Here is a 22,558-nt window from a genome sequence, read left to right as displayed (position 1 = left end):
GGCAATCTTACGCCTATTGAGTATAAGTATAAAATGTTAGCTGCTGAAAAGAAAAATACTCAATTAATAGCTGTCTGAAATATGGGGTACTTACAGGGTGGAAAAAAAAATAAACCCTAATCCTGATAATTATATTTTGCCTAGCTCGCTTTTACTCAAAGGAAGAAACAATAAAATGGAAAGCAATAATTAAACATATGAAAAAGCATATCAAATTATTTTTTGCAAAAAAAATATGGGTTTACAGTATCTTTATACTAGTTCTTAACTCATGTATAAAAAAAGATGATTGCAAAATTAATGACACATTTATTAGAGAAATTTCTAAAATTGACAAGCAAAATAAAACAAATGTAATTTCCGCTACCCCTTCTGCTGCAATTCAATTAGTATTTGTAAAATTAAACAACGGTAATCTATATGCAACTAATGGATTAGAATTACATAATATTTATGTTGATAACTATAAAAAAGAATACAATACATATTATTCTTTTTTAAAACCTCTTCTTTGTCAAGAGTCGGTATTAAAATTTGATCAAATATCTGATAAAAGAAAATATACTATTTTTCAGATAGATGATGATGTTATAAAAAACAGCGTTTCAGATGTTGAAAAAAAATATTTAGAAAAACATAAAGATATTTTTTTATTCTATCCTGGAGATTATTCTTTAAATATAAGATACACCATCTTATACAAATTATATTTATCCAATTTCCACATCACTTTTGATGATTATAGTGGAAGCTTCAGAATCAATAAGATAAATACTATTGATTAACCCCCGCTAGCGCGGGCCTCTGGCTCGTAACAAATACAAAAATACTTATCAAGCTGCCTTTTCGGGCAGCTTGTTTTTATTAATATGTTATATTTACATTGATACGAGTGAGACGCTCACACCTGCGTATATCAAATTTATATATTACAAAAATATGAGAATTATTAACTATATATCGGTTCTTATTATAATCTCCTTACTCTTAATTGCATGCCAGAAGAAAATAGTGAGTGAAGGTTTTGTAAGGAAATTGGCGAAAACTGATAATAAGAATATTTTAAATATCCCTGATAATGCAACGAACCATTTATACGTATGTTTAGATAATAATAAGATATTTGTAACTAATGTGCTAGAGTTGTATGATTGGTATAGCAATTATGAAGATAAATCTAAAGATTTTTATACTTTTTTAGATAACGTTTTAAATCAAAGATTTAAATTAAAATCTGCAATCGCTACTAAATACGAGTATCAGTCCTTTACTGTGAACCCTAATATTATGAAGCTATCATCAAAGGCCATTATACGAAAGTACTTTGAACAAAACGAAAGTAAAGAAAAGTATTATTTTTATCCTAAAAGTCTTTCGACTGATGATACACAAACCATATTATACAAAATGTTCTTGGAAGGCTATCTGATAAGCTTTAATGATTATGCCGGAAATTATATTATTGAAAAATATTAAAACATAAAAAAACTCTCCCCGCTAGCGCGAGCCTCCGGCCCGTGACTGATAAAATATCTCACAAGCTGTCTTTTCAGGCAGCTTGTTTTATTAAAAGGCTTTATAGTTACGATAATGTAAATAAGATGCTATAACAAAGGAGAAATATAGAAGTACCCTATCTATTTATCTAAAAGAAAGTCGTAATTGACTCTATAACCAACTATTTTAATACTATCATTTTCTTTCTCCATACTAAAAACCTCCTGCATTTTCGTACTGTCTCTTTTCACATCATAAGTCAAAACATACTCAGCTTTCGAATTAGTTCCCTCTACGACAAAAGTTTCCCATTTAGATAAATTATAGTCTGATACCTTTCCATATTCATCCATTTTTTTAAACAATCTGTTAAACTTATTTTTGTCAGTTACCTGAAAAAATTTCCCACTAAAAAACTTTGAGGCTTTTTGTAAATCTCCATTCTGAAGTGTATAATAAAGTTTACTCACTACTTTTTCAGCTTCTTCTTTATCTTCTGCTCTATTTCTATAAGTTCTATTAAAACTGCAGCCTAGTAACAAAAATGGAATAAGTAAAAGATATTTTTTCATGTATAAAATATATATTTAATGGTATTATTTTCTGTAAATATATAAATTTCAATTATTCTATTAAAAAAATTATCTAGTAAGTAAAATCGACGATAAAATTTATAATAGTTCAATTTTACCTATCCAGTGGAAAGGTAGCTATACAGCGTACAGATACCGCTTCAGACCTTGTAGCCCACGGATAATTATTATTAACGGGATGCATATCGTAAAGTGTCCATTGTACTGCCTGTGTCGTGTTACTAAAATTAGGCGTAGCGCTCCAGAATCCACCTCTCTCACCTCTCGAGAGCAAAGTTCCGTCTGACGCACTTCTATAGCCACTAAAAGGAACCGTCATCTTAATACTCGGATCAAAAACACTGGTAAGAACTTTTGCCGCAGAATAATTGGTTGCTGAATTCTGCACTGTTCCTATAGTCGATTTATTCGTCCCTTTATCCAAAGTATTTATTTCTCTGTTAGTAGGCAAACGCCATCCATCCGGACATGGATCGTTAGCCGTTTTTACAGCCACCAAGAAGCTACCTGAATTCCAGGCATCGTTTGGAGCGCTGCTAATATCCCATTTCGAAATTGAATTTGGCGGTGTAGTTACATTGGCTGCAGACATTTTCTTACCAAACTGATAATAGTCTCCATTAATCTGTTGCGCAGGAACATCCGGATTTGCCATCATATCTGCCCCAAGATTATGGCGCATCCAGATCATACCACTTAGACGCACTGCCTGATACCCCCGGTAAAAAAGGTATTTATCATTAGGCTGAAGCGTAATTTTCAGATTATATTTCACTCCCGGAGTTATTTTCAGATCATTTAGGGCAATATTCTGCAAGCTTACAGGTGCATCATTCTGATGCGTCATAAGGATAGTTTTAATTCTGAAAATACCATCAGTCACTTTGTTGGTATTGATATAGACCGGATCAGCTTTTACACTTTTGGCACTTAGGAGCGGAAAAGAAACAATGCTTCCCTTTGCAGCCGGTTGCTCCGGCGTTATGCTGCCATCTGCCATTAGCATTTTTGCTTTATCATAATGTGGAGATATGCTAACTTCTTCCAGATTCGTAATATTATACCACTGTGTCGGTGTAGCATCCAGATAGACAGTTACCTGACTAAACTGATGAGAAAATACAACATCCAGATAATTGGTATTATTTCCCGTAATCTCCATTGTTTTGGAAAAATACATAAGATCGCTGTTTCCCGGTACCTCTTCTACAGAAGCTGTTGCCAATGTCTTATTAGCCTGATCCGGATAAGTGACAGAAGGCACAATGGTTTTTGAGCCCGTCGAATAAACCACAAATGTATACGTAGAGCCGCCATTGAGCCCGGTAACAGGAGCCGCATTTCGTTCATCCCCGCTCACATAATCTTTTTCGGTTACATAACGGCCATTTCCGTCATATACAACAACTTTGTACTTAATGCCATAACCAAGGTTATTAGTATCCTTAAGAGGAGGTGTAGCAGCTTTCAGGGAAGCCAGAGAAGCAGTTAATGGCTGAGAATTATCCGGAGACAGAACTGCAACCAATTTATAGTCATCATTGATCGCCAGCTCCTGTTGTTGTTTGGTATCATTTAGTTTCAAATGGTTTGTTGCGGCCTGTCCCCCTAAAGTTCCTTCCTGACTGAATCCACTGCCTAAAAGATTGATTCTTACATTGGTTTCGCCTGTAGCAATTGCCTCTCCCGAACTTCTGCACGAGAGCAAAGAGAGCAACACACCACCGGTTATTACAGATTTCACAAGTAGTTTTTCTATCATTTATTTGTATTTTATTTTTAATCTTTTTTGAAAAAACAAGTTTTGTAAACTGCTATATATAATATATGAAGCAATATTTCAAGTCCTCTTATAATGACAAAAAAGAAAGTGTTTTAGTTAAGAAATCAATAGGGTCAATTTCTTGGCTAAAACACATAAATTCCATCATTTAAGATCACTTCGTACTTGTATATTCTTTACAAAAATACAATTTCTGATTATTTATGACATTCCGAATGTCAGTATGAATAAAATATAATAGTTCCGTTTGATACTTCCGGGAATAATTTATCCCACAAATTCCATTGTATAAAATAACTGAATTAAAAAGAACAGTAAAGTAAAAAACCAGACGATATACGGATGGTACCGGAAGTTTTCTTTAAGAATATGATGCAGAGCACGGACTAACTTGATCAGACCCATTCCCCCAATAACTATAGTTATTAAACAAATAATAAGAAATACATATTCCCTTATTCCTACACTGCCAGTCAGATTGAAGTGTTGTACATACTCGTCTATATTTACGGTCTGCCCCAGAAACATCATGGAGAAAGTAAATAAAAAGGCGGGTGTTGATGTATAAACAGTGGTATATATAAAAGAAAATAAAAGTGTCCGGAATGTTGTAGTATTAACTTTCTCTCTTTTATACCAAAGCAGAATAACACTAAATAAAACGGCTGTGAAATTATTGATCAGGAAAATAAATAGTGCCTTCTCCACCATACTTACCCCTTTAATTCTGGAAACAAAATTTTGTTCGCCACCATAATCCATTAACAGTATTGAAACAATAACAGATGTGTATACTGACAATTTTATGGGTGAAAGATAATCTTTAAAACGTTCCGTTTCCTCTTTCTCCATTTCGTGTACTGAAAGATCATAACACCGGGCAGATTTCTGAAACAGTTTAAAAATAGTTACCGGAACCAGTAATATCTCAATAATAATCTGTAAACAAAGTTTCTCGAAGCTGTCAATTAGTTTTTCAAACATTTACACTAAATATTAAAAAGTTGATGATGCAATTTAAATAAATTTATAAAATCCTATTAAAAAACATCTTATGGAATTATATAAATTAAAAAACAGGCAGTTTTATTAATAAAACTGCCTGTTTTTTCTAAAATATTCATTTCTTACAAATGCATCCCTCCGGAAACTTCAATTCTTTGCCCATTAATCCAGCGTGCATCCTCGGTGCATAAAAATGCTATTACTCCGCCAATATCATCCGGAACTCCGGCTCTTCCCAATGCTGTGATTCCGGCAACTGTTTCATTCACCTTTTCATTATCACGAACAGCTCCGCCATTAAAATCAGTTCCCACAGCACCCGGAGCAACAATATTCACTCTTATCTTTCTTTGTCCAAGTTCAAGAGCCCAAATTCTGGTAACAACTTCCATAGCACCTTTTACACCTGCATACATGGAAGTATTTGGATGAGAGAAACGCGCAAGCCCCGAAGATATGTTGATAATACTTCCACCATCATTCAGATAAGGCAAAAGCTTCTGTGTAAGAAAATAAACTCCTTTAAGGTGAATATTTACCATTGCATCAAACTCTTCTTCTGTTGCATCTACAAATGCTGTATGCCCTCCTGTTCCTGCATTATTTATCAGAAAATCAAATTTAGCAACACCATATTCACTTTGAAGATACAGGTTTAATTCAGTTACAAAAGCCTGAAATTCTTTTGTATTACTTGTATCTATTTTTAGGGCTTTTGCTTTTCTTCCAAGTTTTTGTATTTCTTCAACAACTTCATTTGCTTTTTCTTCATTGCTGAAATAGGTGATAATTACATCGATTCCTTTTTGTGCAATTTTTATAGCAGTATTTCTTCCTAAACCTCTGCTTCCACCAGTTATTAAAGCTATTTTACTCTGTGCCATTCTCTTTTTTTTAATTAACAACACAAAATTACCAAAGTATAGTATCCACGATATGGTGAACGTTTCAGTATTTTCTTATCGAAATTCGGATCGGTATACAGACGGAAGCATTCCGGTATGTTTCTTAAAATATTTTGTAAAGTTTGTAGGCTCATAAGTGAGCTTGAAGGCAATTGTTGCAATTGACAAATCAGTTGTTACCAATAATTTTTTTATAAGATCAACAGTTTTTTCATTACATATATCGCAAGGTGATTTTCCGGTTCTTTCTTTAATGGTATTACTTAAATGTGTAGCATTGATATGTATCATATCTGCTATTTTATGAATATCCAAGTACTCATCTGTAATTCCATTCATTAATTCATCCAGGTTATTTTGAATAATCTGATTGAATTGAGCAACTATTTCTTCTGGCCTACTGCTTTTCATCGATTGTTTTTTGGAGTCTCAAATTTCGATAAAATTCATTTAATGAAGAATATAAAATAGAAATAAGATTATAACATTAAATCAAAAAGCCGGAAGAAAATCTTCCGGCTTTGTTTTCAATATTTTTTTACACTATTTAGGTAATCCTTTTTTCAGTGCGGTATTTGCTCTTTCAACCGCTTTCTTTTCTTTCCAATCCATATACCTTTTTTTGTATCTGGATTTCATAAAGTTATCAAATTTACGCTGTACAGTAAGATTCCATAGAGAATGTGCTTTTATTGCCCAGCTCTTATCCCATGCACGAAGCGAAATAGAGAAAGATCCGTCCAGATACTTCATCCAGTGCCACCATCCGGTAGGCATAAACAGGGTATCACCATGTTCCAGGAAACATTCTATTCCTTCAATTCCGTCTAATGCCGGGAATTTTTCGAAATCAGGATTTTCTATATCATAATCTTCCAGTGCATAAGTTGCGTATGGGATCTGATACAAACGGTCTTTCCATTTATATTCAAAAAGCATCACATGCTTTCTTCCGTTAAAATGCGTATGGAAGATATGCGGCATATCGATATCATAATGCAGGAAAGTTACTGATCCTTTTCCTCCAAAGAACATACTTGGGTACTTATCAAGAAAGCCACCCATCAGATCTTTAGGTGATATATAATCATTAAGTAATTTCGGAGCGAATTTTATCGGATCAAAGAAGAATATTCTAAGATCGGTTGGTTCACGCTGAATAAGGTCAATATAATCGCCAAATTTCATTTCAGCAGCCGAGGCATTAATAGGAGCCGCCGGGTCTGCTTTAGAGCTATCGTATAAAGGAACTGTTACATCCCCTACTACTTCCTTCACATAGTCCATGGTCCACTTCTGGTATGCGGGCCATTTTTTAGCCATATTTTTTATAACCACAGGCTTACGCGGCTTCAGGTATTTTTCGCGAAAATCTTCCTGAGAAATGTCATCTACAACATCAATAGGCTTGAGGGTTATTCCCATTTAATTTAATTTAAGTGCTAAGGTATTAATTTTTAAGATATAAAAGTGAAATAAAAGTAATTTATTTAGAACTATTTTAAATAAGATACATATTACTATTTTACCACCTTTTTATCTACTTTCGGGGCTTATCCCCAACATACTTATAAACAAAAAAACCACCTAATAAGGTGGTTTTTGTGGTTTCTCCAGGAATCGAACCAGGGACACATGGATTTTCAATCCATTGCTCTACCAACTGAGCTAAGAAACCATTACTATAAAACGTATTATTTCGTTTTTAAAGTGGTGCGAAAATACACATATTATCCATATCATGCAAGCTTTTATTTCAATTAGTTGTTTCAAATTAATCAGATAAGCTTTGAACATATACCCGATTTTCAATATTTAGCTGTAAGTGAAAACATTAGCAATAAAAATACTAAAGAATGCTCTTTAGTAAAATCATCAGAGTTAAATACAAAGATTATAAACCACAAAAACTACCCTGTTCAGTTGGCTTTTGTGGTTTCTTCAGGAATATATTAATCCTACTTTAATACTTGTTACCTCACTCAGTATAAAATGAACATTATTGAGCAGAGACTTCTCTATAGTGAATATTCAGTACAACAGCTTCCAGATGATTTAGATTTTTCAGATAAAAGACATTTAAGCGGGCAGTTCAAAAAACATAAAGAAATAACAGCTGCAGCCTTCCGGAAGCAGTTCAAGAACTAAACACAAAATCCATCGTCATCGGATTTGAAAGGACAACTATAAAAATTTCTTTTCTGTATCACAAAATTTCCTTTTCGTATCATCCCATGATAAGCATAATATTACTTTTGAAAGAATAGAGTTTAATATTGATATTATTATGAAAAAATACCTGCCATTTTTAATACTTTTCCTGATCTCGGGTTTAGCATTTGCACAGCAATATCATTCGCTTACCCTTTCTGAAGCAGAGAAAAGATTGCTGCCTCAGTTTGGGCCTATGATCAATACTCCGATTAAGGATATTACGCTTGAAGAGGTAAAAAAAGAACGTAAAGCCCACTCAGAAATGTCTTGGCCGGAACTGAAAAATAAAGACAGTATCGAGATCATCCAGTCTAAAATCCCGGGGCTGAATATAAAAGATCCTGAGATTCCGGTAACAATCTATAAACCCAGAAATGCAAAGAATCTTCCTATATTTCTTTGGTTTCACGGCGGTGGTTTCGTTTATGGAACACCAAGATGGGATCACCAGAGGTGTGCAGATTATGCATTGAAAGGAAAAGCTGTAGTTATTAGTGTAGATTACCGTTTCGCTCCGGAAAACCCTTTTCCGGCAGCTCTTCATGATGCCTATGCTTCTTTGTTATGGGCCAGCAAAAATGCAGAGAATATTGGTGGAAATGGAAAACTGATCGCAGTTGGAGGTAACAGTGCAGGAGCTGGAATATCCGGAAGCCTTGCACAATATGCAAGAGACGAAAAAGGCCCGGAAATCAGTTTGCAGGTTCTGGAAATTCCTCCTGGTGATTTCGGGATGGACTATCCGTCTGTTATTGAATTTAAAAGAATTCCCGGTCTTAAAAGTGATGATTTTCCGGTTTTAAAAGATTTCTACATCGGGAAAAACGGAAATTCAAAAGAAAAATATGTATTGCCCGGAAATATTAAAGATGTTTCAAACCTTCCTCCGGCTGTAATTTTTGTCGCGGGAGCAGATCCTTTGCGGGACAGCGGAATGGCCTATGCAGACCGTCTGATAAAAGCAGGTATCTTTACTGAATTACATGTTTATGCAGGTTATGCCCATGGAATGCCTCTGCCGGAAAATATGGAAATCACACTGAGAATGATGAAACAGTTTCTTAAACCTGGAAAGTAGTTATAAGTTGGTATAAATGGCACGAAAAGAACAATTTCCTGTAAATCCGGATTAAGAAAAAATATTTTCCCTAATATTGATCTGAACAATACAGTATCAGCAGGAATGATTAAAAGCCGTTCTTGCAAATGCTGTCTGAACACAAATTCTTCATGCTTTAAAACTAAAATAATGCAATACTTACAAACAATATCTTTAATTCTAGTTTTATTTTCATCTATCTTATTTTCCCAGACGTATAAGACTTCTTCAACAGTTTTACCCGGAAAAGAATTTCCGAAAATAGATTCGGAGAGGAAAGCAGAATTTCATGTTTATTTTCCGGAGGCAAAATCTGTAACCTTAGATGGTGGGGATGGAATGAAAAGTATAAAATCCGCTGTTTCCAAAGATAAGAATGGCTTCTGGACTATCTCCACGACACCTATGGAAATAGGTTTTCATTATTATTGGTTCAATGTGGATGGGCAGCGTACAAACGATCCCAATACACAGCTGTATTTCGGGTACAGCCAACCAACCAGTGGAATTGAAATTCCTTCCGGGGAAGATTTTTTCATGGAAAAAAATGTAAAACACGGAAAAATTATCGATGACAGTCTGAATTCGAAAATAACAAAGGGCAAGCGGAACTTTAAAGTATATCTCCCACCGGGCTACGGGTCTAAAAAGCTGCCTGTTTTATATCTGTATCACGGAACTGGAGAAGATATTACGGGCTGGGAAAAACAGGGCTATATTCTTAATATCCTTGATAATCTTTTCGCAGAAAAAAAGGCTCACGAAATGATTATAGTGATGGATTATGGAGTTGCATTGAATCCTGAGCAGGAAAAAATGCCGGACAACTATCCCAGAACTGTTCTGTCTTCAAAAAATCTTGATATTATTGTTACTCAGGAGCTGATCCCCTATATTGAAAAGAAATATAAAACTTCTGATAAGAGAGCTATTGCAGGACTTTCCCGCGGCAGTTATCAGGCTATGCTGATCGGAGTTTCCCACCCGGAGACATTTTCAGCAATCGGAGCATTCAGCCCCGTGATTTATGAAGGAACTGAAGCTGATCCTTTTAAAGAGCTTCCCATAAAAAATTTACTGAAATCTAAGAAAAAACCTTACTTCTTTATCGGAATAGGGGAAAAAGAAGATGTATTGTTTTTTAAATTCAATGAAGTATTGAGGAATTTTTTAAACCAGAATAACTATTCTTATTTTGAATATAAATCCCCGGAAACCCGCCACGAATGGCTTACCTGGAGAAGATCTCTTTATCAGTTTACACAGAAGATCTTTAAGTAAAAATTATGACATTTGTCATGTTTTAGAATTTTATTAACTTACACCTAATAAATTACCGTTTTATGGAATTACTCCTTCCTTATCTGGAGCCGAATGGTTTTAAACAAGGTCTGATTCAGGATTACAGATTTTGTGAAAAAGATTTCCTGAACTCTACAGTTCTGGAGATGCCGGAGGATTTAGGAGATGGGAAGTTAATTCTTTTCAATAAAAGGAATTTTCATTTTTTCCGTGGAAAATGGAACTTTCAGGAAGAAACCATTTTTCATTCACCCCATAAAGTAGGAGATAACGGAATGATGGATTTCCGGATCAATAAAGAAGGGAAAATCAGCAGTAATTTCATTAACAACGAAAAAGAATTTGAACACAATACTACTGATATTGACGGTGTGAGAATTTTTGTTCCGAAAAGTATTTTTTCAAAAGATAACGGGTTACTGAAAGAGAAGTTGGAAAATGCACAACGCAATTATCTGAGCCAGGAAAAGCTCAAAACCATTTTCGATACTCCGTTTGATGATGCTTCATGCAGTATCATCCTCGAAAGCAGAATCCTGGAATTCCTAAGCTACTGGATTCATTACCTGCTTTCTGATGAAAAAACATTTGAACACAAAAAAGCATTCCAAGACAAAATAAAACTGGCAAAAGATTTTGTAGATACCAATGCATTTCAGAGTCTGGCCATTAGAGAAATAAGCCGTTACTGCGGGCTCAACAGCAGCGATCTGAAAAAAGGATTTAAAGACTACACTCAATTTCCTATTCACCAGTACATTATAAAAACCAGAATGGAGAAAGCCAGAGCTATGCTTCTGGAAACCGGAAAATCGGTCGGAGAAATCAGCGATTTTATTGGTTATAATAACCGGGGGCACTTTTCCCAGCTTTATTTCCGTTATTTTGGCAAACTTCCTTCCGAAGAACGTTTGTAAATTTAAACACCTTTATATAGAATGCTCTAAATGTTAGTTATACTGGCATTTACAGAGATTTATATTTTTATACACCTGAAAAAAATTTCTTTTTCGTATCACGGAATTTCCTTTTCGTGTCAGCATCTTTTCAGCATATTATTAATTTGGAGTTAAGATTAGTTCATATGAAATTTCCTTTATACAAGGTAGTTTTCATATCAATATTAACTTAATATGAACAAAACTATGCTGAACTTATCAATTTTATTGGAAGAAAGTGCCAGAAGAGATCCTGAAAGACCAGCTTTAACTATTGGAGAAACTACTATCAATTATAAAGTTTTCCATGAAAAAGTTTGTCAGGCAGCCAATGCATTTACAAAGAAAGGAATCGGTTATGGGGATAAGATTGCTTTGCTCTGTCCTAATATTCCCCAGTTCCCTATTATTTTTTTCGGAATATTAAAAACCGGAGCCGTCGTAGTTCCGCTTAGTATTTTTCTTAAGCCTGAGGAGATTGCTTATCAGCTTTCCGATTCCGAAAGTAAAATGCTTCTGTGTTTTGCCGGAACTTCGGAAATGCCTGTAGGAAAATTTGGAAAAGAAGGCTTTGATAGCAGCGGGACATGCAGGGACTTTATCAGCATAGGAAACATAGCAGAAGATATTCAGAATTTTGATGATTTAATTGCAGATGAAGAAACAGACTTTGAATCTCATATTACCTCATCAGAAGATACAGCTGTCATTATTTATACTTCAGGAACCACAGGAAAGCCAAAAGGAGCAGAACTTTCACACATTAATCTTTTTACGAATGCAGAAGCCAGCACAACTATAATTGCTTCGGCTGCATTTGAAGCCCAACTCGTGGTTTTACCATTATTTCACATTTTTGGTTTAACGGTAATGATGCTTGCAGGAATCCGGAAATCACTTCATCTTATTCTCCTTTCAAAATTTGATGCAAAAGAAGTTTACCGGCTTATTCCCCATTTTAATATCAGAATTTTTGCAGGGGTTCCCTCCATGTACTGGGCACTTCTGAATGAAGAGAATACTGAAGAAAATAGGAGCAGTATTAAAAAACTGCGAATCTGTATTTCCGGTGGAGCTTCTCTTCCTGTAAAAATCATCGATGAGTTCGAAAGCCGTTTCGGAGTTCCGATTATCGAAGGTTACGGAATGTCTGAAGGTTCTCCGGTAGTGACATTCAATCAATTGAAAATAGGCAGGAAGCCCGGTTCTATCGGAACTCCGATCTGGGGTGTTGAGGTAAAGATTGTAGATGATCGCTGCAAGGAACTCCCGACAGGTGAAAAAGGAGAACTGATCTATCGTGGTCCCAATGTGATGAAATCTTATTACAGAAAACCTAAAGAAACTGAGGAAGCGCTGAGAAACGGATGGATGTTTTCCGGGGATATTGCAGTAAAGGATGAAGACGGTTTCTTCTTCATTGTCGACCGTAAAAAGGAAATGATCATTAGGGGCGGAATGAATGTTTACCCGCGTGAAGTAGAAGAAGTGATGATGAGGAATCCTGATATATCTATGGTTGCCATTATCGGAATCGAAGATGAAAAACTGGGTGAAGAGGTTAAAGCATTTGTAGTGAGAAAAAAGGAAAGTACGGTTACCGAAGAAGATATCAAACTATGGACAAAAGAAAGAATTGCCAGATATAAATATCCGAGAATCATAGAATTTATTGATGAAATGCCCTTAAGTGCAACAGGAAAAATACTTAAAAAGAACTTAAAAACTAACTGAAATGAATTATTTAAAAATTACAGTTCTGTCCATTGGATTATTGGCAGTAAGCTGCTCTATACAAAAAAAGGAAAGTCCCCAAACTGTTTCTGTAAATCTGAAAGAAGAAAAACTCACCGAAATAAAATATGGTCCGCATGAAAGAAATGTGATGGACATTTACCTTCCGGCCAATAGAAATCCTAAAACCGCATTTCTTGTTAATATTCACGGAGGGGCCTGGACGCAGGGTAATAGAAAGTACGATGGTAAAATTTCGGAATATCTTCTTTCACAGGGAATTGCTGTTGCCAATCTGGATTACCGTTATGCAAATTTTACAGACACTCATCTTCCGGAGCTTCTGGACGATATCGATCAGGTGGTAAAATATCTTTCTGCCCATGCTCAGGAATGGAATACCAGAAAAAATGGTTTTTCAATTTCAGGAGGAAGTTCCGGGGCCCATGTTTCGATGATGTATGCCTACACAAAAAATCCTCAGATCAAAACCATAGTAGAAATGTGTGGTCCTGTAGATTTTACGGATGTTCAGACGTTACAATATGTGAAAGCAGTTAATCTTTTTGATGTTCTGGATAAAATGTCGGGAAATAAAACAGTCTGGAATCCCGGCGATGCAGTCCCGGAAGCTTATGCTAAAACCAGTCCTGTAAAATTTGTCAATCAGATTCCTATTATGATTATTCATGGTGATAAAGATGAAGTGGTTCCCGTTCAGCAGGCTTATATCCTTGAAAAAGCACTGAAAGCAAAAGGTGCTGAATACAAACTGGTAATAGTTCCGGAAGCAGGGCATCTTATTACGAAACTACCAAAAGATGAGCAGGTTGTATTCAGTAATGTGGCAGAATGGCTTAAAAAATATGGCACAAATTAATGATTAAAAATATGAAGACTAAACTTATAAATACAAAAATCACTGTTGCAATAGTTTTTCTGGCAGCATCTTCCAATATGACGGCACAGAAAAAAAAAGCTGATACAGCAAAAACAAAAGATATTGATGAAGTGATCATGACCGGGGTATTTGATAAAAGAACAAGAATGAATGCTCCTATTGCCATCTCTGTTCTGAAAAGTGATATCATTGAAAAGCAGGTTCCAAACAGTGCTGCAGACCTGCTTAAAAACGTTCCCGGTGTATATGTCAATTCATCATTGGGAGAGATCAGAAATAATGTAAGTTCAAGAGGAATAAGTGCTGGATCCTCAGATGGAACATTTGCTTATGAATATATATCTATGCAGGAAGATGGATTACCGGTGACCAATACAACTTATTTTAATTACGGACCGGATTTTTTTCTGAGGGCAGATGCTACCATTTCCCAAATTGATGCTGTGAGAGGAGGACCTGCTTCTATTACTGCAGCCAACGCACCGGGTGGGATATTCAACTATATCTCCAAAACGGGCGGAAACAAATTCGGAGGAGAAATTCGGGCAAAATATGGTATTCAGGGCGCTAATAATTCCGGATATCATAGGATTGATGCCAATTTTGGAGGACCTTTGGGGGATAACTGGTTTTTTAATATTGGCGGATTTTACCGATACGACTTAGGAGCAAGATATGCCGGATATCCGTTTAATAATGGAGGGCAGATAAAAGCAAACATTGTAAAAAAATATAATAAAGGAAGTTTAAAAGTATTTCTAAAATACCTTGATGACAAAAATGGCTATGCCCAATTGATTCCTACAAGAAACTATACAGATCCTGAACCGGCAGAAGGCTTTAGCAGCAGTTCATCTTTACTGATTCCGAAATTACAGTATAATTCTCCGGATTTTATTCACGGAGGTAATATAGATTATAATTCAGGCCGTCTGGTTAGCAATAAATACCGTTCCGTAGGATTAAACTGGGATCACAACCTCGGAAATGAATGGAAACTGCTCTTAGCCAGTAAATATGCTGATAATGATGTGGTACAGAATAGTGTAGGAAACTCTTTTCTCACATCGCTGGATGATATGACGCCTTATTTTCTGATTGGTGGGGTGGGAATAGGAACATATTCTTTTAAGGATGCTCTCACAGGGCAGGAGCTTGCAAGTGTGAATTCCACTTTGGGAGCCGGAGGGTTGCCTGTTTATCAGATAACCAAAAATCAATTGCCGGGACAGTCTATTCAGAATAATTCATTTTTAATGTCTACGCTTAATTTTTATGAAAATAAAGTGAAAGAATCCATGAGCCAGCTGACCATCAATAAAAAATGGAACAATATGAATTTCTCCTTTGGAGGGTATTACGGTTATTCTGATGTATGGCGTTTTTCAGGTATTACCGGAATTGGACTTACAACTTTAGAGAACAGGCCGAGAATGATGACACTGAGCTTAACGGGTGTTACTACTTTAGATTTTACAAAACCAGGCGTCTATCAGCTTACTAATGGTGATGGCTTTGCACAGGCAGCAGGCAATACGGGAGCTTTGCTGGAATTCAAGGCTAAACAGCAGCAGGGGTCCCTATTTTTCGGGCATACCTGGGATATAACGGATCACCTGACTCTGGACTGGGGAATACGGTATGAAAAAGTATGGATCAAAGGAAATAATACCAGAACATATCTGTTTTCGGATAAAAACGGAGGAACGGACGGCAATCTTTACCCCCTGTACAATAATAATGCATTAGCAAAGCTTACCAATGTTGTCTATAGCAGACAGCTGGAGAACTTTTCCTATTCAGCAGCAGTAAATTATAAGTTTAATAATAATATTGCTGTATATGCCAGATATTCCAAAGGCAGCAAGTCTCCGGATCTTGATATATTCTTTGCAGCCAACATGCCGGAAACCATAGATCTACTCAACCCTCAATCCAGGAAAACCCAGCAGGTGGAAATGGGCTTTAAAGCTAAAACAAATTATTTTGATGCTTTTATAACGCCTTTTTACAGTTTGCTGAGCAATGTTCCTTACAGCTTTCTGGCAGACGACGGGAAAGGAGGGTTTTATACAACTCCGGTATTATATAATAAAAATGAAACTTATGGTATTGAATTGGAAACCAATATCAGACCTGCCGATAATTTCAGTATCAGAGCGGTGCTTACTTTACAGGACCCGAAAGTTAAGGAAGGGTATTTATGGAATCTGGGAAGTGCACCCGGGCCGTCTGATGATACCGTATTTTCATATTCAGGAACTACCATTGCCTATACACCAAAGATTATGGCCAATATAACGCCTAATCTGAAAATCGGTAAAGCATTCGGATTTGTGACCTGGAGCTATATGGGTAAAAGAGAAGGGAGCAATACCAATGTTTACAAACTACCGGGATTTTCTCAGTTTGACCTTGGAATAGGGTATAATTTAAATGAAAATCTCAGCATGCTTGTTAATGTGAATAATGTATTTAATAAATATGGGGTGATGAGCTACCAGAGACCGGGAACTCTCCAGCAGCAGCTCGCCGGCTTCGAAAATTTCACTCAAGCGGAATATACATCTGCGGAGGCCAACAATACTCCTTATTTCACAATTGCTATTCCTCCGACTTCCGGATATATTACGGTAACCTATAAATTTTAATACAATGAAAAAGCTTTTAAATATTTTCTTTACAGTTTTACTCTTCATTATCCTGGTATCATTAGTTATTCCCATGATTTCAGTGTATCTAAAAGCACCAATGCTTCTGAGCGGTTACAGCAGTTCGTTTGCCATGCAGTTCAATTCTCAGTTCGTTGTTTTAAGTCTGGTATTGACCGTTATCTGTTTCTTTTTCTATCGGTCTGGGAAATATTGGCGAAAATTATTGAGAGTTAATTTAATCCTTTCGGTTCTTTTTTTCATTACACAGATTTTTTTCACTGCGGTTCTTTTTTCAACGGCTAAAAAATACAATACCAAAGTTTCATTTATTCAGGGATTAAAAAGTTATGAGGAGCCTGTAAAACCTACAGAAACCTATTCTTATCTTACTATTTATAATGAGGAACAGCATATAGATGTTTTCCGTCCGGAAACAAAATCTTCAGTACCTGCAATTCCCGTTATTCTTGTTCATGGCGGAGCTTTTATCGAGGGAGACAGGACTCAGGTTGGTTATGCAGCCAACTGGTTTAAAGATCATGGGTATGTAGTTTTCTCTATTGATTATCCTTTGGGAAAAGAAAATCGTCACAATTGGGAATCTGCTGTTAATTCTGTAGTGACTTCAATGGGATTCATTGTGAAAAACTCAAAAAAATTCAATGTTGATCCGAACAAAATAGTTTTGGTAGGAGGTTCTGCGGGGGCAGCTTTGGTGATGCAGGCAGATTTAGGATTGAGGAAAGGTTTTGCCAAATCTTATGATTCTCTGCAACCTCCTGTTCCGGCAGGGGTTATTGCTATTTATCCGCCTGTAAGTTTATCCGAAATCTGGCAGAAAATAGATGAGAAAAAGAATATCGACCTCAAAGATGCAGCAAGAAAATATCTTGGAGGTTCGCCTGCCGAATTTCCGCAGCGCTATGCACAGCTGAACTTAATAGATCAGCTTTCCAAAGGTATTTCTCCTACATTTATTATTGCTGGAGAAATAGATCATGTTGTAAATGTAGAAGCTACAAGAAAATTTGCAAAAAAAGCAGCAGAATTGAAGCTTCCTGTTTCCTATGTTGAAATTCCTTATGGTGAACACGTTTTTGATGCTAATTCTAATTCTATTGCCGGGCAAATTGAATGGAATAAGATAGGAGAGTTTTTAAAGAATAATCATTTGGAAAACTGATGGTTGCATATTAAAAACAACTGAAATAATAGTTCGGAAAGCATTGTATATTATCATTACAATGCTTTTTTTGAGCCTGTTATATGGTTCTGAACCTTTTTGTAAAAGATATTGATAAGATTTAAAAGGGGGAAATGATTTCTCTTATTTTTTTAATCACAAGATCAATTAATTTTTTATTCCCGAAACTTAGTAAATTCAAACAACGTCAATATTGGCATGGAATTTCCGAGAAAGTTTGGGCTTGTAAAAATAGAAACAAAAAAGCCACCTTGTTAGGTGGCTTTTGTGGTTTCTCCAGGAATCGAACCAGGGACACATGGATTTTCAATCCATTGCTCTACCAACTGAGCTAAGAAACCATTCACTTCAAAACCCCGATTATCTCGTTGTTTTTTAGTGATGCAAAAGTACACACATTATATATACCATGCAAGTTTTTTTATTACTTTTTTTGAAGAGACTTATGACATTACTGATTATCAGTACATTTTTTTTCTCCCAAATTCTTATAATATTCACTCATTTCCTCTAAAACAGGCTTAATAGTGCTTTCCGGAAGATCACTGATCCGGATATACATTAACCCGTCTATAGCATCATTGAAGTTAGGGTCTACATTAAAAGAGATAACCTTTGCATTTTGCTTGATGTATTTTTTAATCAATACAGGCATACGCATCTCTGGTTCAAAATCATCCATAAGCTTATCGAACTTGTTCAGGTCATTATCCAGACCTTCAAAGAACATTAGCTTATCACGCTCTTTAAGTCTAACTTTATATTCGTTTTTAGGATGAATATATTGTGCTACTACAGAGTCATAATAATGAGAACGCATAAATTCTATCATCAGCGTTTTACTGAAGTCAGAGAATTTATTACTGATACTAACACCTCCCATCAGGAATTTATGTTCCGGATTTCTAAGACATACATGGACAATACCTCTCCACAATAAAAATAATGGCAAAGGTTTTTGTTGATAATCTTTCATTACATAGGCCCTTCCCATTTCTATTACCTTACGGAAGAAAGGCTGTAATTCCTGATCAAAATCGAAAAGTGAGCTGGTGTAGAATCCGTTAATACCATATTTCTTCATCACCTCCACTCCTAACGCCATACGGTAGGCACCGGCAAGTTTCTCTTCGCCTTTATCCCAAAGGAATAAATGGTGGTAATGTTTATCGTATTCATCCAGGTCAAATGGCATATTTGTCCCCTCTCCTACATCACGGAAGGTAAGCTCTCTCTGTCTGCCGATTTCCCTCATTACAAAAGGAATCTCATCAGCATTGGCAAAATAGATCTCATAATCGCCGTTTGCAAAAAGCAATTTCCCATCTATATTTCTCAGATGTTTAATCTCATCAACCAGATGCTCTTTACTGGTTTCAGAGATAATATTATGAACAACATGTTCATCCTGGTTCAGCTGAAATTTACTGCTAAGGTTTGGTATTTTCAGATAATCCGTTACACGCTTTCTTTTGTCAAAATAAGATTTCATCATGTAAACCTTATTCTTCAAAAACTCACCTAATTCCTCAGGTGTTTCGTACTCTTTTAATATTTTAGGTAAAATAGGTTTCCCTATTCTTATTTTAATGGGCTTTTCGCGCTTGTTCATCATCTCTGAAGGCAACATTACTGTTTGCAGATCAGGATGAATTTTTGCCATATTGTAAAACATACGGCTGTTTTTAGCATGAAAGTACATCGGAATTACCGGTACATTCATTCTCTGAATTAGTTTAAGGATTGGAGACTCCCAGTCCTTATCCAAAATTTCGTTGTATCTGTTGTTTCTGTTAGATACTTCTCCTGCAGGAAATACCCCAAAGCATCCCCCCTCTTCCAGATGCTTCATAGCACCACGCATACCGTTCAGACTACTGAAAGCTTCTTTACGTCCCTCAAAAGGGTTTACGGGAATTACATAAGGGCTCATCGGCTGAATTTTAGACAGCAGAAAGTTCCCCATAATTTTGAAATCAGGTCTGATTTCAGAAATAATCTTAGTCATCAGGATTCCGTCCAATGCCCCCAGCGGATGGTTAGACACCAATATAAAAGGTCCTGTTTTTGGTACTTTAGCCAAATCTTCAGCAAACACCAGATATTTTACATTCAGTTCATTCAGATAAGATTCAAAAAAATCTTTTCCTTCCTTGTCTTTTAATTTATCGTATAGTTTATTCAGTTTATTGATTTGGACAATATTCATCATAGTGGATGCTACCGGTTTCTTCAGAAATCCGATTTTATCCAATCCGACGGCCTTAATAAGGTCTTCCCTGCTTACTAAGCTCATTATTTCTTATTTCGTTACCATTTGCAATGTATTGGCAGCAAGCTGCTCCATTAATACATTTTTGTCTTTGTAAAATTTCTCAGCATCATTCATATTGGCATTTCTTATTGTAAAGAGAGCAACATCTGTTACTAATGATGTGTCGAATTTTTCGTTTAATGTTACATTCAGTTTTTCACTATTTTTAAATTTATCTTCCAGACATAAAGCCAGAGAGATTGCAGTGTTCTGAATTAAAGATACTTTAATTTTAAATTTAGCCAACTCAGCAAAAATATAGCTCATGTGATCCTCCGCAATAAAAGAGAAGTCACGTGTAGCAATAGTCATTAATGTCTGGTTTTCTTTCAGAATGTAACTTTCCTTTCTCGGATAGTTTTCATCTTCGGAAACTTTTGTTCCCGGTTTATCATCTTCTACAAATGATTTTACGAAGAAAGGAATAGATTTTTGTTTTAGTGGCTGCAGGGTTTTCGGGTGAATAACCGAAGCTCCGTAATAAGCCATTTCTATAGCTTCTTCATATGAAATATTATCCAGTAGCTCCACATCTTCAAATTTACGTGGATCTCCTGTCATTACACCTGGTACATCTTTCCAGATGGTCATTTGTTCAGCATTCAGGCAGTAAGCAAAAATAGCCGCTGAATAGTCGGAACCTTCACGGCCAAGTGTTACTGTAAAGTTATTATCATCGGAACCAATGAAACCCTGTGTAACAAAAGATTCACCAGAATTTAATTTCTTAAAATTTTCCTCTGTAAGCTTCCAGTCTACATTTCCTTCTCTGTAGCTTGCATCAGTTTTGATATAATCTCTTGCATCTAACCATGTATTGGCTAGTTTTTCCTGTACCAGATATTCTGATAATATTTTAGAAGAGATCATCTCACCACAGCTTACCACCTGATCATAAACAAAGCTATAATTAGGCGATTTATTCCTTCTGAGAAAAGATTCTATATCGTAGAAAAATTCTTCAATTTCCTCATAAATTTTATGATTTTCCTTAAAAAGTCCCTTTGCTGTGTCAATGTGGCTTTGTTTTATCTTCGCAGTTTCAGCTTTATAATCTTTCTTGGCAAAATAGTTTTCCACAACAATTTCTAATGCATTTGTTGTTTTCCCCATTGCTGAAACGATAAGCATACATTGCTCAAAACCTTGGTTTTTCAATACTCTGGCAACATTCATTACACCTTCGGCATCCTTAACCGAAGCACCTCCAAATTTGAAAACTTTCATTGACTCTCAGGTATTAATAAATTATTGAATATTTTTCTGTTTATTTTTTGCTGTAAAATTTGTCAAAAGTATTAAAAATCAATCAAAAATAAAAAAAATGTATATGTGCTATATTTTTCCGAAATTTGGAAAAATCTAAACCCAATATATAATGTCTGAACAATCATTTCGTACACTTGGAGAGTTTATTATTGAAAAACAGGAGGATTTCAGATACTCGACAGGTGAATTGTCCCGTTTGTTAAGTGCCATAAGACTGGCCTCTAAAATGGTAAACCGTGAAGTAAATAAAGCCGGAATTGCCAATATTATAGGACATGCCGGGAATACAAACGTACAAGGCGAAGATCAGCAAAAACTGGATGTACTGGCAAATGATATTTTTATCAACTCTTTGTCGCAGCGTGAAGTCGTTTGTGGTATCGCATCCGAAGAAAATGACGATTTCATAGAAATCAAAGCCAGTGAAAATGCACATATGAGCAAATATGTGGTACTTATCGATCCTTTAGATGGTTCTTCGAATATAGATGTTAATGTTTCTGTCGGAACTATTTTCTCTATTTACAGAAGAGTAACCGAACCGGGAACTCCTGTGCAGCCAAAAGATTTCCTTCAGAAAGGAATTAATCAGATTGCTGCAGGTTATGTTATCTACGGATCTTCTACTATGATTGTTTATACAACCGGAAATGGAGTTAACGGATTTACATTGGATCCTTCACTGGGTACTTATTATCTGTCTCATCCTAATATTAAATTCCCAACAAAAGGAAAAATATATTCCATCAATGAAGGAAACTACGTCAAATTCCCTCAGGGTGTGAAAGATTACCTTAAATATTGTCAGAAAGAAGAAGAAGACCGTCCTTACACTTCCCGTTATATAGGTTCACTGGTAGCCGATTTCCACAGAAACATGTTGAAAGGTGGTATCTATATTTATCCTTCAACATCGCAGTCTCCACAAGGAAAATTACGCTTACTTTATGAATGTAATCCAATGGCATTTTTAGCAGAGCAGGCTGGTGGAAAAGCTTCTGACGGATTCAAAAGAATCATGGAAATAGAACCAACCGAGCTTCATCAGCGTGTACCATTCTTCTGCGGTAGCGCAGCTATGGTAACAAAGGCTGAAGAGTTTATGAAAAATGCTATTGAGGCAACTATCTAGAAAGTAATTTTTTC

Annotated in this window: 19 protein-coding genes and 2 tRNA genes; 11 read left to right on the top strand and 10 right to left on the bottom strand. The window is 35.8% G+C overall.

Annotated elements, in window-relative coordinates; genetic code table 11:
- The first annotated feature begins 197 nt into the window (after positions 1 to 197).
- Positions 198 to 785, top strand: a complete 588-nt coding sequence (locus tag C8J95_RS16960; protein WP_107809901.1) for a hypothetical protein — start codon at positions 198 to 200, stop codon at positions 783 to 785.
- A gap of 154 nt (positions 786 to 939) precedes the next feature.
- Entirely contained in the window at positions 940 to 1,476 is a 537-nt protein-coding gene (locus C8J95_RS16955) for a hypothetical protein (RefSeq protein WP_107809900.1), read from the top strand.
- A gap of 161 nt (positions 1,477 to 1,637) precedes the next feature.
- Here C8J95_RS16955 and C8J95_RS16950 read toward each other — a convergent pair whose 3' ends face one another.
- The 7 genes from C8J95_RS16950 to C8J95_RS16920 all read right to left on the bottom strand — a co-directional run bounded on the left by C8J95_RS16950 (position 1,638) and on the right by C8J95_RS16920 (position 7,461).
- Entirely contained in the window at positions 1,638 to 2,069 is a 432-nt protein-coding gene (locus C8J95_RS16950; RefSeq protein ID WP_107809899.1) for a hypothetical protein, read from the bottom strand.
- Between the two features lie 115 nt (positions 2,070 to 2,184).
- Positions 2,185 to 3,852 (bottom strand): FISUMP domain-containing protein, encoded by a 1,668-nt coding sequence (locus tag C8J95_RS16945; protein WP_107809898.1) that lies wholly within the window; start codon positions 3,850 to 3,852, stop codon positions 2,185 to 2,187.
- A gap of 288 nt (positions 3,853 to 4,140) precedes the next feature.
- Positions 4,141 to 4,857 carry a hypothetical protein gene (locus C8J95_RS16940; protein ID WP_107809897.1) on the bottom strand — a complete coding sequence of 239 codons (717 nt, stop codon included), beginning with the start codon at positions 4,855 to 4,857 and terminating at the stop codon, positions 4,141 to 4,143.
- Positions 4,858 to 5,000: 143 nt separating this feature from the next.
- Positions 5,001 to 5,762, bottom strand: a complete 762-nt coding sequence (locus C8J95_RS16935) for an SDR family NAD(P)-dependent oxidoreductase (protein WP_107809896.1) — start codon at positions 5,760 to 5,762, stop codon at positions 5,001 to 5,003.
- A gap of 75 nt (positions 5,763 to 5,837) precedes the next feature.
- Positions 5,838 to 6,194 (bottom strand): AraC family transcriptional regulator, encoded by a 357-nt coding sequence (locus C8J95_RS16930; protein ID WP_107809895.1) that lies wholly within the window; start codon positions 6,192 to 6,194, stop codon positions 5,838 to 5,840.
- A 132-nt stretch (positions 6,195 to 6,326) separates the two neighbouring features.
- Positions 6,327 to 7,208 (bottom strand): cupin-like domain-containing protein, encoded by an 882-nt coding sequence (locus C8J95_RS16925; protein ID WP_107809894.1) that lies wholly within the window; start codon positions 7,206 to 7,208, stop codon positions 6,327 to 6,329.
- 180 nt (positions 7,209 to 7,388) lie between these two features.
- Positions 7,389 to 7,461, bottom strand: a tRNA-Phe gene (locus C8J95_RS16920).
- Positions 7,462 to 7,775: 314 nt separating this feature from the next.
- On the opposite strand from C8J95_RS16920, the gene C8J95_RS18610 reads away from it, so the two are divergent.
- The 8 genes from C8J95_RS18610 (at position 7,776) to C8J95_RS16885 (ending at position 17,808) form a co-directional block, all read left to right on the top strand.
- Entirely contained in the window at positions 7,776 to 7,931 is a 156-nt protein-coding gene (locus C8J95_RS18610; RefSeq protein WP_146165467.1) for an AraC family transcriptional regulator, read from the top strand.
- A gap of 139 nt (positions 7,932 to 8,070) precedes the next feature.
- A complete protein-coding gene (locus C8J95_RS16915) occupies positions 8,071 to 9,075 on the top strand; it encodes an alpha/beta hydrolase (RefSeq protein ID WP_107809893.1) in 1,005 nt (334 codons plus the stop codon).
- Positions 9,076 to 9,246: 171 nt separating this feature from the next.
- Positions 9,247 to 10,377, top strand: a complete 1,131-nt coding sequence (locus C8J95_RS16910; protein WP_158267962.1) for an alpha/beta hydrolase-fold protein — start codon at positions 9,247 to 9,249, stop codon at positions 10,375 to 10,377.
- Between the two features lie 62 nt (positions 10,378 to 10,439).
- Entirely contained in the window at positions 10,440 to 11,315 is an 876-nt protein-coding gene (locus tag C8J95_RS16905; protein ID WP_107809891.1) for a helix-turn-helix transcriptional regulator, read from the top strand.
- 228 nt (positions 11,316 to 11,543) lie between these two features.
- Positions 11,544 to 13,070 (top strand): long-chain fatty acid--CoA ligase, encoded by a 1,527-nt coding sequence (locus tag C8J95_RS16900; protein ID WP_107809905.1) that lies wholly within the window; start codon positions 11,544 to 11,546, stop codon positions 13,068 to 13,070.
- Position 13,071: 1 nt separating this feature from the next.
- Complete coding sequence (locus tag C8J95_RS16895; protein ID WP_107809890.1) at positions 13,072 to 13,950, top strand: prolyl oligopeptidase family serine peptidase; 879 nt, start codon at positions 13,072 to 13,074, stop codon at positions 13,948 to 13,950.
- An 11-nt stretch (positions 13,951 to 13,961) separates the two neighbouring features.
- Complete coding sequence (locus C8J95_RS16890; protein ID WP_158267961.1) at positions 13,962 to 16,622, top strand: TonB-dependent receptor; 2,661 nt, start codon at positions 13,962 to 13,964, stop codon at positions 16,620 to 16,622.
- A 4-nt stretch (positions 16,623 to 16,626) separates the two neighbouring features.
- Positions 16,627 to 17,808, top strand: a complete 1,182-nt coding sequence (locus tag C8J95_RS16885; RefSeq protein WP_107809888.1) for an alpha/beta hydrolase — start codon at positions 16,627 to 16,629, stop codon at positions 17,806 to 17,808.
- A 289-nt stretch (positions 17,809 to 18,097) separates the two neighbouring features.
- Here the strand turns inward: C8J95_RS16885 and C8J95_RS16880 are convergent.
- The 3 genes from C8J95_RS16880 to C8J95_RS16870 form a co-directional block, all read right to left on the bottom strand.
- Positions 18,098 to 18,170: transfer RNA gene (locus tag C8J95_RS16880), tRNA-Phe, on the bottom strand.
- 110 nt (positions 18,171 to 18,280) lie between these two features.
- Positions 18,281 to 20,125 carry a lysophospholipid acyltransferase family protein gene (locus C8J95_RS16875; RefSeq protein WP_059323883.1) on the bottom strand — a complete coding sequence of 615 codons (1,845 nt, stop codon included), beginning with the start codon at positions 20,123 to 20,125 and terminating at the stop codon, positions 18,281 to 18,283.
- A 6-nt stretch (positions 20,126 to 20,131) separates the two neighbouring features.
- Positions 20,132 to 21,370, bottom strand: a complete 1,239-nt coding sequence (locus C8J95_RS16870) for an aspartate kinase (protein WP_107809887.1) — start codon at positions 21,368 to 21,370, stop codon at positions 20,132 to 20,134.
- A 151-nt stretch (positions 21,371 to 21,521) separates the two neighbouring features.
- Between C8J95_RS16870 and fbp the strand changes: the two genes are divergently transcribed.
- Positions 21,522 to 22,544 carry a class 1 fructose-bisphosphatase gene (gene fbp / locus C8J95_RS16865; protein WP_107809886.1) on the top strand — a complete coding sequence of 341 codons (1,023 nt, stop codon included), beginning with the start codon at positions 21,522 to 21,524 and terminating at the stop codon, positions 22,542 to 22,544.
- Positions 22,545 to 22,558: the final 14 nt, after the last annotated feature.

The organism is Elizabethkingia sp. YR214 (assembly GCF_003058195.1).
Taxonomy (GTDB): domain Bacteria; phylum Bacteroidota; class Bacteroidia; order Flavobacteriales; family Weeksellaceae; genus Elizabethkingia.
Note: the sequence above shows the minus strand (reverse complement) of the source record. Positions and strands in the feature narration are given on the sequence as shown.